This is a genomic window from Acinetobacter geminorum (assembly GCF_013009345.1).
Classification (GTDB): domain Bacteria; phylum Pseudomonadota; class Gammaproteobacteria; order Pseudomonadales; family Moraxellaceae; genus Acinetobacter; species Acinetobacter geminorum.
Genome location: NZ_JABELE010000001.1, coordinates 60,985 through 78,028, shown reverse-complemented (window position 1 = coordinate 78,028; position 17,044 = coordinate 60,985). Strand labels below are relative to the sequence as shown.

General features: G+C 41.4%; 14 protein-coding genes. 12 read left to right on the top strand and 2 right to left on the bottom strand.

From position 1 onward, the window contains the following. The first annotated feature begins 11 nt into the window (after positions 1–11). From HJG58_RS00385 to HJG58_RS00330, 12 genes are all read left to right on the top strand, one after another. Complete coding sequence (locus HJG58_RS00385) at positions 12–1,631, top strand: ABC1 kinase family protein (RefSeq protein WP_170247568.1); 1,620 nt, start codon at positions 12–14, stop codon at positions 1,629–1,631. A 123-nt stretch (positions 1,632–1,754) separates the two neighbouring features. Next, positions 1,755–3,068, top strand: a complete 1,314-nt coding sequence (locus tag HJG58_RS00380; protein WP_170247567.1) for an FAD-dependent oxidoreductase — start codon at positions 1,755–1,757, stop codon at positions 3,066–3,068. Positions 3,069–3,094: 26 nt separating this feature from the next. Continuing rightward, entirely contained in the window at positions 3,095–3,493 is a 399-nt protein-coding gene (locus tag HJG58_RS00375; protein WP_032062863.1) for a VOC family protein, read from the top strand. Between the two features lie 161 nt (positions 3,494–3,654). Further along, positions 3,655–4,428, top strand: coding sequence for a bifunctional phosphoribosyl-AMP cyclohydrolase/phosphoribosyl-ATP diphosphatase HisIE (gene hisIE / locus HJG58_RS00370; protein WP_032062861.1), 774 nt, complete (start codon positions 3,655–3,657; stop codon positions 4,426–4,428). 9 nt (positions 4,429–4,437) lie between these two features. Continuing rightward, positions 4,438–5,940, top strand: coding sequence for a UvrD-helicase domain-containing protein (locus HJG58_RS00365; protein WP_170247566.1), 1,503 nt, complete (start codon positions 4,438–4,440; stop codon positions 5,938–5,940). 23 nt (positions 5,941–5,963) lie between these two features. Beyond that, on the top strand, positions 5,964–7,349 hold the full coding sequence (locus HJG58_RS00360) for an AAA family ATPase (protein WP_170247565.1): 1,386 nt from the start codon (positions 5,964–5,966) through the stop codon (positions 7,347–7,349). A 294-nt stretch (positions 7,350–7,643) separates the two neighbouring features. Then, entirely contained in the window at positions 7,644–10,493 is a 2,850-nt protein-coding gene (locus HJG58_RS00355) for a monovalent cation/H+ antiporter subunit A (protein WP_170247564.1), read from the top strand. Next, positions 10,490–10,858, top strand: a complete 369-nt coding sequence (locus HJG58_RS00350; RefSeq protein ID WP_002115033.1) for a Na+/H+ antiporter subunit C — start codon at positions 10,490–10,492, stop codon at positions 10,856–10,858. The genes HJG58_RS00355 and HJG58_RS00350 overlap by 4 nt, the downstream gene beginning before the upstream one ends. Continuing rightward, positions 10,858–12,669 carry a monovalent cation/H+ antiporter subunit D gene (locus HJG58_RS00345; RefSeq protein WP_170247563.1) on the top strand — a complete coding sequence of 604 codons (1,812 nt, stop codon included), beginning with the start codon at positions 10,858–10,860 and terminating at the stop codon, positions 12,667–12,669. Before HJG58_RS00350 ends, HJG58_RS00345 begins: the two co-directional genes overlap by 1 nt. 2 nt (positions 12,670–12,671) lie before the next feature. Continuing rightward, positions 12,672–13,199, top strand: a complete 528-nt coding sequence (locus tag HJG58_RS00340) for a Na+/H+ antiporter subunit E (protein ID WP_170247562.1) — start codon at positions 12,672–12,674, stop codon at positions 13,197–13,199. Continuing rightward, a complete protein-coding gene (locus HJG58_RS00335; RefSeq protein ID WP_016142368.1) occupies positions 13,196–13,471 on the top strand; it encodes a monovalent cation/H+ antiporter subunit F in 276 nt (91 codons plus the stop codon). Before HJG58_RS00340 ends, HJG58_RS00335 begins: the two co-directional genes overlap by 4 nt. An 11-nt stretch (positions 13,472–13,482) precedes the next feature. Further along, complete coding sequence (locus HJG58_RS00330) at positions 13,483–13,887, top strand: Na+/H+ antiporter subunit G (RefSeq protein WP_170247561.1); 405 nt, start codon at positions 13,483–13,485, stop codon at positions 13,885–13,887. A gap of 56 nt (positions 13,888–13,943) precedes the next feature. Here HJG58_RS00330 and HJG58_RS00325 read toward each other — a convergent pair whose 3' ends face one another. After that, entirely contained in the window at positions 13,944–14,345 is a 402-nt protein-coding gene (locus HJG58_RS00325) for a ribosome-binding factor A (protein ID WP_002157043.1), read from the bottom strand. Continuing rightward, on the bottom strand, positions 14,345–17,044 hold the full coding sequence (infB, locus tag HJG58_RS00320) for a translation initiation factor IF-2 (protein ID WP_039763518.1): 2,700 nt from the start codon (positions 17,042–17,044) through the stop codon (positions 14,345–14,347). The genes HJG58_RS00325 and infB overlap by 1 nt, the downstream gene beginning before the upstream one ends.

Sequence of the window (17,044 nt, the reverse complement as noted above, 5' to 3'; positions counted from 1 at the left end):
TAAGACTTTATATGATTCCGCACGTTTCACGTTTACTCGAACTTTGGCGTATTGCAGCGCACTATAGACTCGATACGTTGTTCCCTGCGGATGAATTACCAGTTAAAGCTCGGCATGCATTAAATATTATTAAAATGCATCCAGCTGCATGGTCGAGTCGTGAACGTAAAAATCCTTTAAAGCTTAAAGAAGCTTTAGAAGATATGGGACCACTTGCAATCAAGCTTGGTCAATTACTGTCTACTCGCCGTGACCTAATTCCACCTGAGGTGCTCGCTCAACTGGTTTTACTTCAAGATCAGGTAAAACCTTTTGATAGCAATGTTGCCAAACAACGTATTCAAGAATCGTTAAAAGCTGACGTTAATACATTGTTTGCTCGCTTTGATGACCAGCCATTAGCTGCTGCATCAATTGCCCAAGTTCATACTGCTGCTTTGCATGATGGTCGTGAAGTTGTGGTTAAAGTGACTCGTCCGGACATTCGCAATCAAATCTTACAAGATTTTGAGATTTTGGCATGGTTAGGCAATACCTTAGAAAGCCGCCTTGAAGCTGCTCGTGCATTGCATCTCACCGAAATTATTCAAGACTACCGCCAAATCATTTTAAATGAGCTGGACTTAAGTATTGAAGCAGATAACACCCGTCGTATGCGCCATTACTTCACTGGCTCAACCATGATGTATGTACCAGAAGTCTACATGGACACCAAAGATGTCATGGTGGCTGAGCGTATTACTGGTGTCCCTATTTCAGATACGGCAACCTTTGACCGTCTAGGCATGGACCGTGCACAACTTGCAGAAAAAGGGTTAACTATTTTCTTTACGCAAGTATTCCGCGATAACTTTTTCCATGCCGACATGCACCCTGGCAATGTCTTTGTAGAAACAATTAACCCAAGCAATCCACGCTTTATTGCACTGGACTGTGCAATTATGGGTGAGCTTTCTAAGCACGACCAAATGACAGTTGCCCGTATGTTGCTTGCTGTCATGAACAGCAACTTTATGCAGCTTATTCAAATTGTGCATCAAGCTGGCTGGATTCCACCGGGTACAGATCAAGACGCGTTAGCACGTGAAATGCGCCGCACTGTTGGGCCAATGGTGTCTAAACCAATGGATCAACTTGATTTTGCGGGTATCTTAATTCAAGTGATGGACATTGCTCGTCGCTTCCATCTTGAGATTCCGCCACAGCTCATGCTGCTACTCAAAACTTTAGTGCATGTAGAAGGCCTAGGGACTGATCTTTATCCGCAGCTCGACATCTGGAAATTGGCAAAACCAATTTTGACGGAATGGGTCAAATCCAACATGAACCCAGTCAAAAATGTAAAAGAACTCGGCCAGCAATTACCTGACCTGCTTTTAGGCGCTCAAGATTTCCCAAGCTTAATTATTGATAGCTTAAATGGTTTAAAAAATCAGTCGGCTTGGCAAGACCGCCAGTTACGCGAAATTCAGCAACTTCGTTTGCAAATGGAACATCAGCAACGCCGTAGCTGGATGTTCGGCAGTACTATGCTGATTTTACTGACTATTGCAATTATTAGCCCTTGGTTTGTTTCGATTATTCTAATTGTGCTGAGTAGCTTATTAGCGCTTTGGCGTATATTGAAATAAGTTCAAAATCCCTTGCCAGTGCAAGGGATTTTTTATGGAAAAAATTTAATTTTCAAAAAATTTATAGATCAGCTATTCGTTCATTGCTAAATTGAAGCTATAAATGCTTCAAAAGAACAAACAATGAAAACACCTCATTTTGCCATTATCGGTGCAGGTACAGCAGGTTTAGCCACTGCCATTTTGCTTGCCCGCCAAGGCAATAACGTTACTATTTTTGAACAAATTGATGAGTTATCTCCGGTAGGTGCCGGTTTATTACTACAACCTGCGGGCTTAGCTGTATTTGAACACTTAGGTGTGCTCGAAAAAGCCCTAACCTTAGGTGCGAAAGTCACAGGCTTAGAAGGACAACTTCCAGACAAGCGTCTTTTAGTTAACAGTCACTATCGCGAAGCATCAACAAATCTTTATGGTCTAGGTATACACCGAGCCACTTTATGTCACGTTCTCACTCAAAAACTTAGCGAATATTCAAGCCAGATTACTTGGTGTATGAACCACTCTGTTGAAAGTTTTGAAGAACATAACGATGAAGTTCGGCTATTCGGCAGTCATCAAAATCAAAAGTTTGATGCTTGCTTTGATGGCCTACTCATTGCCAATGGTGCTCGTAGTCAATTACGCCCTAAAGCATGGGTAAAGGTTGACAAAGCTTATCCTTGGGGGGCTATGTGGAGTATCGTGCCCGAGTGCCAAGTCCTCGATCCTAAAATTCTGCATCAATTTTATGATCGCTCGAAAATTATGATGGGAATTCTTCCTACGGGAGCGATTCCAACCAAACCTCAACAGCGCCTTTCAAGTGTTTTTTGGAGTCTACCTACACCACAACTACAAAGCTTTTTACAAGATGAGCAGGCTAAACAAGCTTGGTTAAAGCAAGTCTCAGAACGTTGGCCCAAAGTTGCAGAATGGCTGAAAGAAATTTTGTATAACAGTCAAACTCAGCCTAAATGGCTATCTGCAAACTACCGCGATGTGGTCCTGACTCAATTTGGTCAGGGTCGAGTTGGAGTAATTGGAGATGCAGCTCATGCGATGAGTCCACAGTTAGGTCAAGGTGCAAATATGGCATTATTGGATGCTTGGGCTTTCTCTCAATCATTACAACATGCTCAAAAGAACCAGAGTATTGATTGGTCCCTGCTCTGGCAGCACTACCACCAGCTTCGCCGTTCATCCACCCAGTTTTATCAATTTCTTAGTCGCTTATTAACACCACTTTATCAATCTGATCATTGGTGGGCTGGAGGTTTAAGAGATCTAGTTTTTCCGTGGATGTATCAAATCCCTTATTTTCGAAAAGAAATGGCAATTACGATTTCAGGCTTAAAGACTGGTCCATTCCAGCAACTTGATTATGATCAGGTAGCTCAAACGCCTAAAGAAAACAGTGCATTTCATTTAGAAAGCGAATCTCTGTCTGACTATTAACCCCACCAAATAATAGTGAGTAACACATGAAAATCAGCCATCTTGATCATCTTGTTTTAACTGTCTCGAATATTGAAACCACCTGTCATTTCTATCAAACCGTATTGGGGTTTGAGGTCATCACGTTTAAAGGTAATAGAAAGGCCCTAAAGTTTGGAAATCAAAAAATAAATTTACACCAGCAAGGCAATGAGTTTGAACCCAAGGCATTACAGCCGACTCCCGGATCTGCCGATTTGTGTTTTATTTCTGACACTCCCATTTCAGAAGTAGTTGCGTACCTTAATCAATTAAATATTCAAATTGAAGAAGGTCCGATTGAACGTACTGGTGCAATGCATCCTATTCTTTCAGTTTATATTCGTGATCCAGATCAAAATTTGATTGAGATTTCAAATATTCTAATGACTCAGCCATCTGAATAAGGCACTTATGAGTAAAAAGTACAAGCTACTCATTACGCTGACAAAGACAAAAAGGACAAAGAATTTTTCCGCAAAGCGACGTTGATGCCGTACACTATACAAGCTATTTTTAGCATCTGATTGAAATCAATTTATAGTTCATATTTCTTTGGTGATTCCTCATGAATAACACGCAATGGCTCGATGAAGTAAAATTTAACGAACAAGGTCTTATCCCTGCCATTGCTCAACATCATCAAACCGGACGTATTTTGATGGTGGCGTGGATGAACCGTGAATCACTTGCGCTCACAGCAGAAAAAAATCAGGCGGTGTATTTCTCTCGCTCTCGCCAAAAACTTTGGCACAAGGGTGAAGAATCAGGTCATTTCCAAACGGTTTATGAAATTCGTCTGGACTGCGACGGCGATGTAATCATATTACAAGTTGAGCAACACGGCGGTATTGCATGCCATACAGGTCGTGAGTCTTGTTTCTACCGTAAACTTACCCCACAGGGCTGGGAAATTGTCGATGCACAATTAAAAGATCCTACTGCAATTTATGGCGATAAAGCCAAAACTGAAAGCCACGATCATGATCACACGACAGAACAAGTGGATGTACTTGCTCACTTAGGGCAATTAATGCAAGAGCGTAAACAAGCAGAAGCGGATACGTCATATGTTGCAAGCCTCTACAAAAAGGGCATCAATAAAATCTTGGAAAAAGTCGGTGAAGAAAGCGTAGAAACTATTATTGCTGCGAAAGACTACGCTGCTCAAAATACAGAAAGTAATTTAAATGACTTGATTTATGAAACTGCCGATTTGTGGTTCCATAGCATTGTCATGTTGGGTTATTTCGATCTTAATCCACAACTTATTATTGACGAATTAGCTCGTCGTCAGGGTTTATCTGGTTTAGTTGAAAAAGCTAACCGTAACAAGGTTTAAAATCACTCAGTGTCGAATATCGAAAAACCTAAAGCCACCTATGAGCAAGCAATTGCCATAGATAACGCACGTCTTGGGCAATCATTTAAAGTGATTGCCTATGCGGGTACAGGTAAAACTACTACCTTACAAATGATTAGTGATGCCATGCCTGAACGGCGCGGTATGTATCTAGCATTTAACAAGGCAATTGCAGGCGAAGCACAAAACAAATTTCATCGTAATGTAGATTGTCGTACTTTTCACTCCCTCGCTTTTCGCAGTGTGCCACGAGGTGTGACTGATAAATTACGCTTACCTCGCTTAAGCCCAAGTTTTATTGCAAAAGAATATCGACTACAACCTATAACTTTGCGACGCATGATGGGTGGACGTTATGAAAAATACGTCTTAATGCCAAGTCGCCTCGCAAGTCTTGTCGCCAATGCTGTCAGCTATTTTTGCTCGACCAGCTCGCAATACCCTGCTCCTCGACATATTCAGGCACCAAACTGGTTACATCCAGACGATATTACCGAGCTACAAACTCATCTTTACCCTGCTGTTGAACGCCGCTGGTTAGAGTCGATCGACCCGAATCATCAAGCAGGAATTGGTCACGATGTTTACCTCAAACTTTGGGCATTGTCTGAACCGAACATTCCAGCCGATTATGTACTATTTGATGAAGCACAAGATGCTGATCCTTTAATGTTGGGCATTTTGCTTCGTCAAAAAAATACTCAGGTTATCTATGTTGGCGATGCACATCAGCAAATCTACGCGTGGCGTGGTGCAATTAATGCCATGCAGCAATTACCATTGCCAGAGTCTCGCCTCACCACTTCTTTTCGTTTTGGTGAAACGATTGCCGATGTTGCCAATGCATTGCTGGGCGGCTTAAATGAAACTGTTCCTCTGCTTGGTAATCCAAACCAGAAATCAAGTGTTGTAAATAAACCACACACTAAAATGCGTGATGCGATTTTGTGCCGTACCAATGCTCGTGCAATGGAACTTTTATTAGCTGGTTTAGTTCACGGCGATAAAGTAAGTTTGCAGGCTGACCATCAAAAACTAAACCGTTTTGTAGATGCCGCAAGCCTCTTAAAGCAAGGAAAACGAGTTACTGATGTACCTGAATTAGCATGGTTTAATTCATGGCATGATGTCCATGAATACTGTGAAACTAATGAAGGTAGTGATATTAAGCCATTGGTTAAACTTGTCGATGACCACGGCACCGACCCACTAAAAAAAGCGCTTGCAAAGATTACACCACTTGAGCAAGCTGACTACGTCATCTCTACAGCCCATAAAGCGAAAGGCTTAGAATGGAACCGCGTTCATATTGAAGATGACTATCAATTTAAAATTAATGGGTTAGAACACAAGATTACCGATGAAGAATTAAGATTACTGTACGTTGCCTGTACTCGTGCTAAAGTAAGTCTAAATATCCATCATCTTTATGATCTGATACAACAATTAAAACTAAGGGCGCCTTTAAGTCTTCGTCAGTCGGTTGGTTGAAGCGCTCATATTTAGGTGAGCCTATGAAACTTGAATCTGTCCAATTTAAACATATTGCTCTGTTTCACGACCTTAAAATACACTTTCACTATAAAAAACAGCCAATCACCTTAATTTTAGGTGAACAGGCAACTGGTAAAAGTATGTTGCTCAAACATACTTACCATGCTTTAACTTGGCTCCCTGCTCGCCTTAAAGATTTGCGTAGTCCCGGTATTGTCATGCCTGATCAAGACATTACTCAGTCGCGTCTACAATCAAAAATTGAAGTGACTATTCAAGTTCCTTCAGAAATTGGTCATCTACCAGAAAGTACCTCTGCTCAGCAGGTAGATTCTTCGCTGTGTAGCTGGAAACTTTTTAAAACCTTAAATGCAAGCGGGATTGGAGTGAGCCAAGTTGAAACTCAGCAACTTGACCAAACCATGGCTCTTTATCAACAAGTCATAAAAAAAGATCCATTACAAGGACTTCCCTTAATCGCTTACTACCCAGCCGAGCGATTTGTAAATGATATTAATCTGCTTAATAAAAATTTACCTGGCATTACTCAAGCCATTTCAGCCTATGATATTAGCCCACTACCGTTTACAACTTTTACACGCTTTTTTGAATGGTTACGAGAAATCAGTGATATCGAAAATGCTCAAGCTGCATATCTAGTACAACGGATTAGATCTAAACAGTCAGATCAACAAGATCAAACAGAATTATTAAATGAGCTCCAAAAAGAGTTAGCAGGGCAACCTAAACAGCTCACTTCACCCAATCTCTATGCCCTCAAGAATGCATTGAATATAGTTTTGCCTGAGCTTAAAGACCTCTATCTACAGTATCAGCCTCGACTGCAACTCATGGTCGACTATGAAGATCAAACTTTACCTTTTCAGCAACTTTCAAATACAACAAAAACTTGGATTGCTTTAGTAGGCGATATAGCCCGCCGACTCTGTTTACTTAATCCTTTAAGCCTAAACCCTTGCCTTGAGGGGGATGGCGTTTTACTCATTGATCAAATTGATGCACAGCTCGACTCAACGCATTGCTCCGAGATCTTAAATCGACTTCATCAAGCCTTCCCACGCCTACAAATTATTGCAACAGGAAGTCGTGAAGAGCTCCTTGAACATGCTTCGACCTATCAATGTCTAAAATTAGAACACGGTAAAATTAGCCATCTTGATCTAAACACCACCAAACAACAGCTTGAACATATCTATACCTTACTTCAAAGAAGCGAGCCTTTAACACCATCTATAGAAGCACAGCCTCTGAGCTTAATAGACCCAACACCAGCACAGATTGAGGTTTTATTTCAGCAGATTCAGGGTTTGAATGAACAACAAAAAAATGAATTATTAAGAATGATTCATGCGGGAGACACACCGGAAGAGAGCCCTTCGGTTTAAGTTTTATAATCGAAAAAACCGCACTCACAAAATATATAGTTGAGTGAGTTTTTTGGGCACTAAAACAACTAGATGTTGTTACTACATGTAATAACATCAGATTTTCAATGCTTTTTTAGTGTACAATAAATTTCATTTTGCGTTTTTATTCTTCAAGTTGCGCAATACAACTTGTTTCTCGCTTTATTTTCTAATTTGGTTGGGTTTTCGGAATAATAAGCTTTGGAACTCTCTTTGAATTCCTATCTATTCTGAAATTAAAATTTCACCTTTAGGTTTCGGCCTAAATCATATATGGATACGAGTGTGCTACCGATAATTATCTTATTACCGTTAATATTAGGCACCACCCTTGTTTCATTGCTTCAACGGTTCTCGCGTGGAGTAACGGCTTTAGGGGCAATTGGAGTCAGTTTAACCAGTTTTGGTTTATTACTGACTCAAGCTAAAACTGTGCTTGGTGGTGCAAGCATTCAACAAAGCTGGGATTGGCTACCTCAATTAGGGATCAATCTGAGCTTCAGGCTCGATGCTCTTGGTTTATTATTCTCTTTACTTATTACCGGTATCGGTACACTCATTTATATATACGCCTATTATTATTTAGGCCCTAAAAATTCATTAAGTAAACTCTATACTTTACTCATGCTGTTTATGGCAGCAATGCTGGGTATTTCGCTCTCTAATAATCTTATTATTTTATTAGTCTTTTGGGAGCTCACCAGTATTTCATCTTTCTTGTTAGTGGGTTATTGGAGTCATTATGAAGCTGCTCAACGTGGCTCTCGGATGGCACTCACCATTACAGGGATGGGCGGTTTAGCAATGCTAGGTGGATTTGTTCTATTAGGACAAATCACCGGAACCTATGAAATTAGCGAAATCATGGGCATGAAAGATGTGATCCAAGCTCACACTCTTTTTATGCCTATGTTATTGCTTATTTTGCTTGGTGCATTTACAAAGAGTGCTCAATTTCCATTTCATTTTTGGTTACCTAACGCAATGGCGGCACCAACACCAGTGTCCGCTTACCTGCACTCTGCGACCATGGTAAAAGCCGGGATTTTTCTACTTGCCCGCTTACTTCCAATCTTTATAGGCGCTGCGATCTATCACAATATCGTTACGTTTGTCGGCCTCTTTACGCTCTGTATGGCAGCGTGTTTTGCTATTTTCAAAGAAGATTTAAAAGGACTGTTAGCCTATTCAACCATTAGTCATTTAGGGCTTATTGTTTGTTTACTTGGGATCGGTTCTCCTTTAGCGGTTGCCGCTGCTATTTTCCATATTATTAACCATGCAACATTTAAAGCAGCGCTGTTTATGCTTGCAGGGATTATTGATCATGAAACTGGCACACGTGATCTTCGAAAACTCAGTGGTATTTGGCAATTACTTCCTTTCACTGCCACACTCACCATGATCACCGCTGCCTCTATGGCAGGTGTACCACTTACCAACGGCTTTATTTCAAAAGAGATGTTCTTTACCGAGCTATTGGCAAATCTTTCAGGTTCAACGGTTATCTTTGCCAGTATTATTGCCACTCTGGCTGGTATCTTCGCAGTAAGTTATTCAATTCGCTTAGTGCATGGTGTGTTCTTTGACGGCCCAATCGGTAAACAAGTGCCAAATAAAGACGCACATGAACCACCAATCGGGATGCGTGCTCCAGCCATTCTTCTTGCTGTACTCTGTATCTTGGTCGGCATTCTGCCTTCGTTATTGGTAGAACCACTGGTCAATAGCGTAACTAGAGCAAGCTTAATGCAACCAGAATTTGCAGGTACACACCTTGCAATTTGGCATGGATTCAACGCTCCTCTTGTGATGAGTATTATTGCTTTAGTGGGCGGTACGCTGTTCTACTTTGCTTTAGCAAAAGACGGCATGATTCGTAAAATTGACCTTGATCCGCGCCTAGGTAGATTACAAGGCCGCATCTTATTTGATTTATTTTTAAAACATTTGCTTCTTACAAGCCGGAAAATCAAACAAAAAACTGAAAATGGTTCATTGCAAAGTTATTTGTTCTGGATAGTCGCTTTTAGCATCATCATAGTGACAATGCCTTTACTCAATCAAGGGCTGAGCACAGGTACGCGTGAACTCACCCATGCTCCATGGATTGCTGTAGTTCTTTGGCTAACGTTGTTCTCAGGCTGTTGGATGATGCTCTGGTTCCACCATGAGCGTATTAAGGCAGTACTTATTAGTGGTGCAATTGGTCTAGTGGTAACGATGGTCTTCGTCACCATGTCAGCGCCAGATTTAGCACTGACTCAAATTACAGTAGATGTAGTAACCACTGTTCTCTTACTAATGAGCTTATCGTTACTTCCACAGCTAACACCGTATGAGTCTCTTCGTTCTAGACGTTTAAGAGATGCAGCTTTAGCAATTATTGGAGGTTTAGGAATTGGTTGGATTACGTGGCTCATTTTAACCCGTGATCACAATTCGATTTCTTGGTTCTTTGCCCAACAGTCTCTACCACTTGGTGGTGGCTCAAATATTGTAAATGTCATTTTAGTTGACTTCCGTGGCTTCGATACCTTCGGTGAAATTACAGTATTAGGCATCGCTGCGATTGGTGCTCTATGTCTTATGGATGGTATGCGTGTACACGGCACAACCATGACGCAAGGTCTCACCTACCGTTTTAATCCATCACCGCTTATGTTCCGTATTACAGCATCTTGGGTATTACCACTAGCGCTTGTGGTCAGCGTTTATATCTTTTTGCGAGGACACAACTATCCAGGCGGTGGCTTCATTGCAGGTCTAATCACCTCAATGGCGCTAATCATTCAATATATTGCACTAGGTCAAGATCAAGCAGAACAGCTGTTAAAAGCGAAGTCTGGCCGCCTTTATGAAGTCTGGATTGGCACAGGATTAATGATTGCAGGTCTGACCGGTGTAGCAGCATGGTTCTGGTTACGTCCTTTCCTCACTAGCGCTCATATCTATGTTGAATTACCAATTCTAGGAAAACTACATTTACCTTCAGCTGCAAGTTTTGACTTGGGTGTTTATATCACCGTTGTAGGCGCGACAATGTTGCTTATCTCTGTATTAGGCGACTCTCGTCACTCGAGTATGTCTGGTCCTGTACAAAATCGGGAGGAATCATCATGATCAGTTTAGAATTCTTATTGGCTTCTGCTATTGGTTTACTTGTTGCCACAGGTATTTATCTGATTTTACGTGCTCGTACCTTCCCTGTTGTACTTGGATTGGCTGTAATCGGTTATGCAGTAAACCTATTTTTATTTGCCATGGGTCGACTACAAATCAGCTCACCGGCAATTTTAACTGAAACAACAAAAATAACCGATCCACTTCCTCAAGCACTGGTGTTAACTGCCATCGTGATCGGTTTTGCAACTACAGCGTTTATTGTACAACTGGCGCTACGTAGCCGTTATGAATCAGGTAGTGATCATGTTGATGCTAAAGAAGATGCTTCCCCAACATACGACCCACGTGAGGATGAGCCGTGATGTTTGATTTTTTATCTTTTTGGCAACAACACACGCCTATTTTTAGCATTCTTATCCCAGCATTTACTGCTTTTATCTTATTACTGTTAGGTAACCCAGGGGCAGGCTCCTTAAAAGATGACTGGCGTCAGCCTTGGCGTCGTGGTATTAGTCTTATCTCAGCAATTGCCGGATTAATTACCGCTATTGTTTATCTAAGTTACGCCAGTACGGGTCAAATTACTGTTTACCAATTAAGTGAATGGTCAGCACCATTTGGTATTGTGCTTGTACTCGATCGTCTGTCTGCTTTTATGCTAGTACTGACCTATGCATTAGCAGTACCAGTTTTATGGTATGCAAGTGACAACTGGGACACCCGTGGTCGCTATTTCCATGCAATGGTACATTTCCTATTGATGGGGATCTGTGGCGCATTTCTAACAGGCGACTTATTTAACCTTTTCGTCTTTTTTGAAATCCTACTGATGGCTTCGTATGTGTTGCTCTTACATGGACAAGGCAAACCTCGTTTTCAGCTTGGTGTTCACTATGTCATTATCAATCTTTTAGCCTCTGCCCTCTTCTTAATTGGGCTTGGCATGATTTATGGCAGTGTGGGTAGCCTTAATATGGCGGATGTCTCACGTCTTATACCGACACTTGAAGCAGATCAACACAAATTAGCAGTCGCTGGTTCCTTACTTCTTTTTGTTGTCTTCGGCATTAAAGCAGCAATGCTTCCTGTCGGTTTTTGGCTACCAAAAACTTATGCCGTTGCAAGTACACCTGTAGCTGCTATTTTCACCATCATGACTAAAGTCGGGATCTATTCTATTTTACGTGTAAATGGAACAGTCTTTGACGATGCACTTAGTCAAGAAATCTTAAAAAGCTGGTTACTCCCTATTGGCTTAATTACTTCACTCTATGGTGTGATTGCCGCAATTGGGGCAGATCGTTTACGTCGATTTGTCGGCTTTATGGTCCTTTCTTCAATTGGCACCTTACTTACAGCAATTGCCATGTCTAATACACAGGCATGGTCTGGCGCTTTATATTACTTAGTGCACAGTACATTGATCGGAGCAGCTTTTTATCTATTTTGTGGATGGATTACCTCACAACGTGGAGATTTTAAAGATCATTTAAAAGTTGCCCCAAGAATTAAACAAGAAAAAGCGGCTATGCTGACTTATTTCTTGATTGCGATGATGATGGCTGGATTACCACCTTTTAGTGGTTTTCTTGGAAAAGTATTCATTTTACAAGCGACAGTTGAAGCTAGCTATCAAGGCTGGATTATTGGTGTTGTGCTTGTGGTAAGCCTATTAAGTATTATTGCACTCACACGTGTTGGTTTTATCTTATTCTGGCGCGCATCTTCTCCAGAAGAAGATCCAATCCAGCCAGCTTATATTCTTTATCGTGCTTTACCGGAACGCGCACCGCCACGTAACGATCAAGTCATTTATCTATTCTTGGCTGGTTTAATCGCATATGTTGTTTTTGCTGCACCAATTCAGCATTACACATTAAGCACCGCACAACAGATCCAAGACCATGCGCTTTACCAACACTCTATTCTTAAAGTAGATCAAAACGGTGAGTTCATTAGTGTACAGCCATATGACCCAAGTTACTTACCGGAAACGAAGTATGGCGGTGAGGTTGAAGATCATAATGCTTATCTTGTTCCAGATATTATTTCGAAAGATACGCTCAATGGCGAACATATTTCTGAATATAAACAACGACAAATTCAGCAACAGGACAAACTCCAAACGCCTACCATTGTTGATGAAAGTCAATTGAAACCTATGGAGCCATAACAATGCAGTTATCTCATTTGCTTGAACGCTGGTTTCCACATCCATTTGTTTCGGTTCTCATCATTTTATTTTGGTTAATGCTGGCGCATAGTCTGGATGCGAGTGATCTTTTGACTGCTATGCTTTTGGGCTTAATTATCCCTCGCTTAGTCAAACCGTTTATTACTCGCACACCGCATATTCACTGGAAACCTGCGGTTAAACTATGTTTTGTGGTTCTTTGGGATATTATTATTTCTAACTTTAAGGTCGCAAAACTTGTTTTGGGGCCTACTAAAAAATTACATCCTAAATGGTATCGCGTACCTTTAGAGACAGAACATGAGCAGGTCAACACCTTACTGGCAATGATCATTACCACAACACCAGGTACGGTTTCTGCGGGTATTGATCAGGAACGTGGGGATATTCTGGTTCATGCTTTGAGCACAGATAATACTGAATCTGATATTCAAGACATCAAACAACGTTATGAAATTCCTCTTATGGAAATTTTTAATGTGAAAAGTAAAACGGAGGCAAGTGCATGACAATCCTACCTTATGCTCTAGGTATTAGCTTGATTGCCATTACAATCTCGATGCTACTTTGCCTTTTTAGACTGGTTATGGGGCCTTCAATTGTAGACCGCCTTTTAGCGCTCGATACGCTTTTCCTCAATGCAACTTGCCTGATTGTTGTGTTAGGCATTTATTGGATGACGACTTCTCTATTTGAAGGAGCACTGCTGGTTGCGATGCTAGGTTTCGTATCTACAGCTGCCTTAGCACGCTACTTCACAACCGGTCATGTTATCGATTAAGGAGAGGTCAAATGCAATTTACAATTGAAATTATTGTTTCGGTCTTTCTGGTTTTTGGCGCCTTCTTCATGTTAGTTGGCTCAATCGGTATGGTCCGTTTACCCGACTTATTCATGCGCTTACACGCGCCAACTAAATCGAGTACGCTTGGTTTAGGAAGCTTTCTGATCGCTTCAATGATATTTTTTGCTTTCGAAGGGCGGTTCGGTTTTGCTGAGCTACTTATTACCCTTTTAGCTTTCATTACCGCACCAGTTTCGGCTAATTTGATTGCTCAAGCTGCGCTACATTTACGTTTACGCTCATTGAGTGGTGAAGTACCTGAAGCTATTGAACGCCCTCTACCTTGGGATCGTTATAAAATTGGTCAGCGCTTTTCACAAAACAAACCACCAATGGAACCTCCTAAAGAATAAAAAATTGAATCAATAAAAAAGCCACCCGAAGGTGGCTTTTTTATTTTGAGTTTTAATTACTCTTCATCATCTGACTTACGTTCTGGTAAATCTTGTACCGCTTTTTCGATTAGACCAAACATATAGTTACCATATGCATTCGTCTTATCGTAATGGAAACGTAAGCGAGGCGTAATACGAGTCTTAATGCGACGGCTCAATTCATGACGCAAGAAACCAGAAGCTTTATTTAATACATCTAAAGTTTCTTTATTTGCTGCTTCACTTTGCTCATCGCCTAGTTCACGTCCCATAACGGTGACATAAACTTCAGCATAACCCATATCCGCACTGACTTTCACCGCAGAGATGGTCACTAGACCACCTAAGCGAGGATCTTTAAGCTCTTGACGGATTAGATCAGACAACTCACGTTGTACTGAATCCGCCATGCGCTTTAAGCGTTGGCTACCCGCCATTAAAGACTCCGTTTAATCAATTGAACATCATACACTTCGATCTTATCTTGTGGTTTGATGTCTTTATAACCTTTCACTGCAAGGCCACATTCCATACCAGCACGAACTTCATCAACAACATCTTTATAACGACGAAGAGATTCAAGCTCGCCTTGGAAAATTACAACATCATCACGTAATACGCGAATCGGTTTATTACGATGTAATGTGCCTTCAAGTACCATACAGCCTGCTGCTGCACCAAACTTACTTGAGTGGAATACTTCACGTACTTCCGCAACACCCAAGATTGTTTCACGATGTTCAGGAGCAAGCTTACCGCTCATGGCATCTTTTACATCATCAATCAATTCATAGATGATGCTGTAGTAACGAATATCGATACCATCTTGGTCACTTCTCTGACGAGCAGTAGTATCGGCACGAACGTTAAAGCCTAATAATACAGCTTCTGAAGATTCAGCAAGAATCACATCAGACTCGGTAATCGCACCAACACCTGAGCTAATTACACGAACTTTTACTTCATCAGTAGATAATTCATGTAGAGCTGCATTCAATGCTTCTAAAGTACCACGTACGTCTGTTTTCAAAACAACGTTCACTGTAGGAACATCTTTTTTGCCCATTGACGACATGATATTTTCTAGACGCATTGCACTTTGACGATCAATACGTTTTTGACGCTCACGGTCAGCACGAGCATCGGCAACTTCACGCGCTTTCTTCTCGTCATTTACAACAAGAACTTCATCACCCGCCATTGGAGCATCTGGAAGACCCAGAATTTCTACCGGAATAGATGGTCCTGCTGATTTAATCGGCTTACCGTTTTCATCAGACATTGCACGGACACGACCATATGATGAACCTGCAAGAACAAGGTCACCAATGTTTAATGTACCGTTTTGAACAAGAATCGAAGTTACTGCACCACGGCCTTTATCAACACGTGCTTCAATAACAACACCTTGCGCAGCACCTTCAGCAGATGCTTTTAATTCCATCAATTCTGATTGAATAAGAATTAAATCAAGGAGTTCATCAATACCTTGTCCACTGTGTGCAGAAACTTTAGCAACTGGAACATCACCACCCCATTCTTCTGGAACGATTTGTTTAGTTGTTAATTCATTTAACACACGGTCTGGATCAGCAGATTCTTTATCCATTTTGTTGATTGCAACAATAATTGGAGTACCTGCTGCACGAGCATGGTCAATTGCTTCTGCAGTTTGTGGCATTACACCGTCATCTGCAGCAACAACTAATACAACGATATCGGTTGCTTTAGCACCACGTGCACGCATTGAAGTAAATGCCGCATGTCCCGGTGTATCAAGGAATGTAATAATTCCTTTGTCTGTTTCAACGTGATATGCACCAATATGCTGGGTAATACCACCTGCTTCTCCAGCCGCCACTTTCGAACGACGGATACGGTCAAGCAATGATGTTTTACCATGGTCAACGTGACCCATAATGGTAACAACTGGCGGACGAGTTGTTTGCTCACCACGAGCTTCTTCAGCTGCTTCAAGCAAGTTATCTTCCGCTTGTGTATCAGAAACTAAAACAGGGTTGTGGCCCATTTCTTCTACAACAAGTGCCGCTGTGTCTTGATCAATAGCTTGATCTTGATTAACCAATTCACCCATTTTCATAAGTGTTTTGATAACTTCACGTACTTTAATCGCCATTTTTTGAGCAAGATCGGCAACAACAATGCTTGAACCGATTTCTACATCATAAACTTGCTTTTTAACTGGCTTTTCAAATCCATGCTTATTCGCTTGGCTTGATTTTAAACCACGTTTGTTATGGTTAACAAAGCTTTGCTCTTCTTGACCACGACGACCACCTTTCTTCCCAGCACGTGGGTTAGTGGTTGCGCCACCGCGTTTAATTTCACGGTCTTCTTGCTTAAATGAATCTTCATAAGCTTGGCCAACTAGACCTGAAGCAAGTGGAGAATCATCAATCACACGAATTGTCGTAGTAGCATCGTCATTTGAATACTTAGACGCCATTTTGCGCATTTGTTCAAGTGTACGTTGCTGAGCTTCTTCAGCCGCTTTACGACGAGCAGCTTCTTCAGTTGCTTTTAACTGAGCTGACTGCTCTTCACGAGCTCGTTTCTGTTCTGGAGTTTCAGCTGGTTTTGGTGCAGGTTTTACTGTACCACCACCACGCTTTTTCACTACAACAGCAGCTTTTGGAGCTGTCTGTGCAGCACTATCTTGTTGATGAGCAGCACGCATAGCATCTAAAGTTGCTTTAGCTTTTTGCTCTGTTTGAAGACGCGCTTTTTGCTCGGCAGTTTCACGCGTTTGCTGTTCTACACGTGCTTTCGCTTCGGCTTCTGCACGTGCTTTAGCTTCAGCTGCAATTTGTTCAGGGTTTGGTTTAGCAAAAACCTGTTTTTTACGTACTTCTACGTTAATTGTTTTTGCTTTGCCTGAAGTACTTGCAACTTTAGCGGTACTGGTTGTTTTACGTTTCAACGCAATTTTTCCTGTGTTACCACTTTCCTGACCATGAACTTTTTTCAAGTGATTGACCAAAGTATCCTGTTGTTCAGTGGTAATAATGTCGTCTGCTGTACGTTGAGGCAAACCTGCTTCACGAGCCTGTTCTAGGAGCTTCTCAACAGGACGTCCTACACTGAGAGCTAACTCTTTAATCGACTTGTCCGTCAT

What these genes read in the sequence shown, in the direction of transcription:
- HJG58_RS00375 (WP_032062863.1), top strand. Translation starts at nt 3,095, where the DNA reads ATGAAAATCAGCCATCTTGATCATCTTGTTTTAACTGTCTCGAATATT.
- HJG58_RS00385 (WP_170247568.1), top strand. Translation starts at nt 12, where the DNA reads ATGATTCCGCACGTTTCACGTTTACTCGAACTTTGGCGTATTGCAGCG.
- HJG58_RS00380 (WP_170247567.1), top strand. Translation starts at nt 1,755, where the DNA reads ATGAAAACACCTCATTTTGCCATTATCGGTGCAGGTACAGCAGGTTTA.
- HJG58_RS00325 (WP_002157043.1), bottom strand. Translation starts at nt 14,345, where the DNA reads ATGGCGGGTAGCCAACGCTTAAAGCGCATGGCGGATTCAGTACAACGT.
- infB (WP_039763518.1), bottom strand. Translation starts at nt 17,044, where the DNA reads ATGACGGACAAGTCGATTAAAGAGTTAGCTCTCAGTGTAGGACGTCCT.
- HJG58_RS00345 (WP_170247563.1), top strand. Translation starts at nt 10,858, where the DNA reads ATGTTTGATTTTTTATCTTTTTGGCAACAACACACGCCTATTTTTAGC.
- HJG58_RS00360 (WP_170247565.1), top strand. Translation starts at nt 5,964, where the DNA reads ATGAAACTTGAATCTGTCCAATTTAAACATATTGCTCTGTTTCACGAC.
- HJG58_RS00330 (WP_170247561.1), top strand. Translation starts at nt 13,483, where the DNA reads ATGCAATTTACAATTGAAATTATTGTTTCGGTCTTTCTGGTTTTTGGC.
- HJG58_RS00350 (WP_002115033.1), top strand. Translation starts at nt 10,490, where the DNA reads ATGATCAGTTTAGAATTCTTATTGGCTTCTGCTATTGGTTTACTTGTT.
- HJG58_RS00355 (WP_170247564.1), top strand. Translation starts at nt 7,644, where the DNA reads ATGGATACGAGTGTGCTACCGATAATTATCTTATTACCGTTAATATTA.
- HJG58_RS00335 (WP_016142368.1), top strand. Translation starts at nt 13,196, where the DNA reads ATGACAATCCTACCTTATGCTCTAGGTATTAGCTTGATTGCCATTACA.
- hisIE (WP_032062861.1), top strand. Translation starts at nt 3,655, where the DNA reads ATGAATAACACGCAATGGCTCGATGAAGTAAAATTTAACGAACAAGGT.
- HJG58_RS00340 (WP_170247562.1), top strand. Translation starts at nt 12,672, where the DNA reads ATGCAGTTATCTCATTTGCTTGAACGCTGGTTTCCACATCCATTTGTT.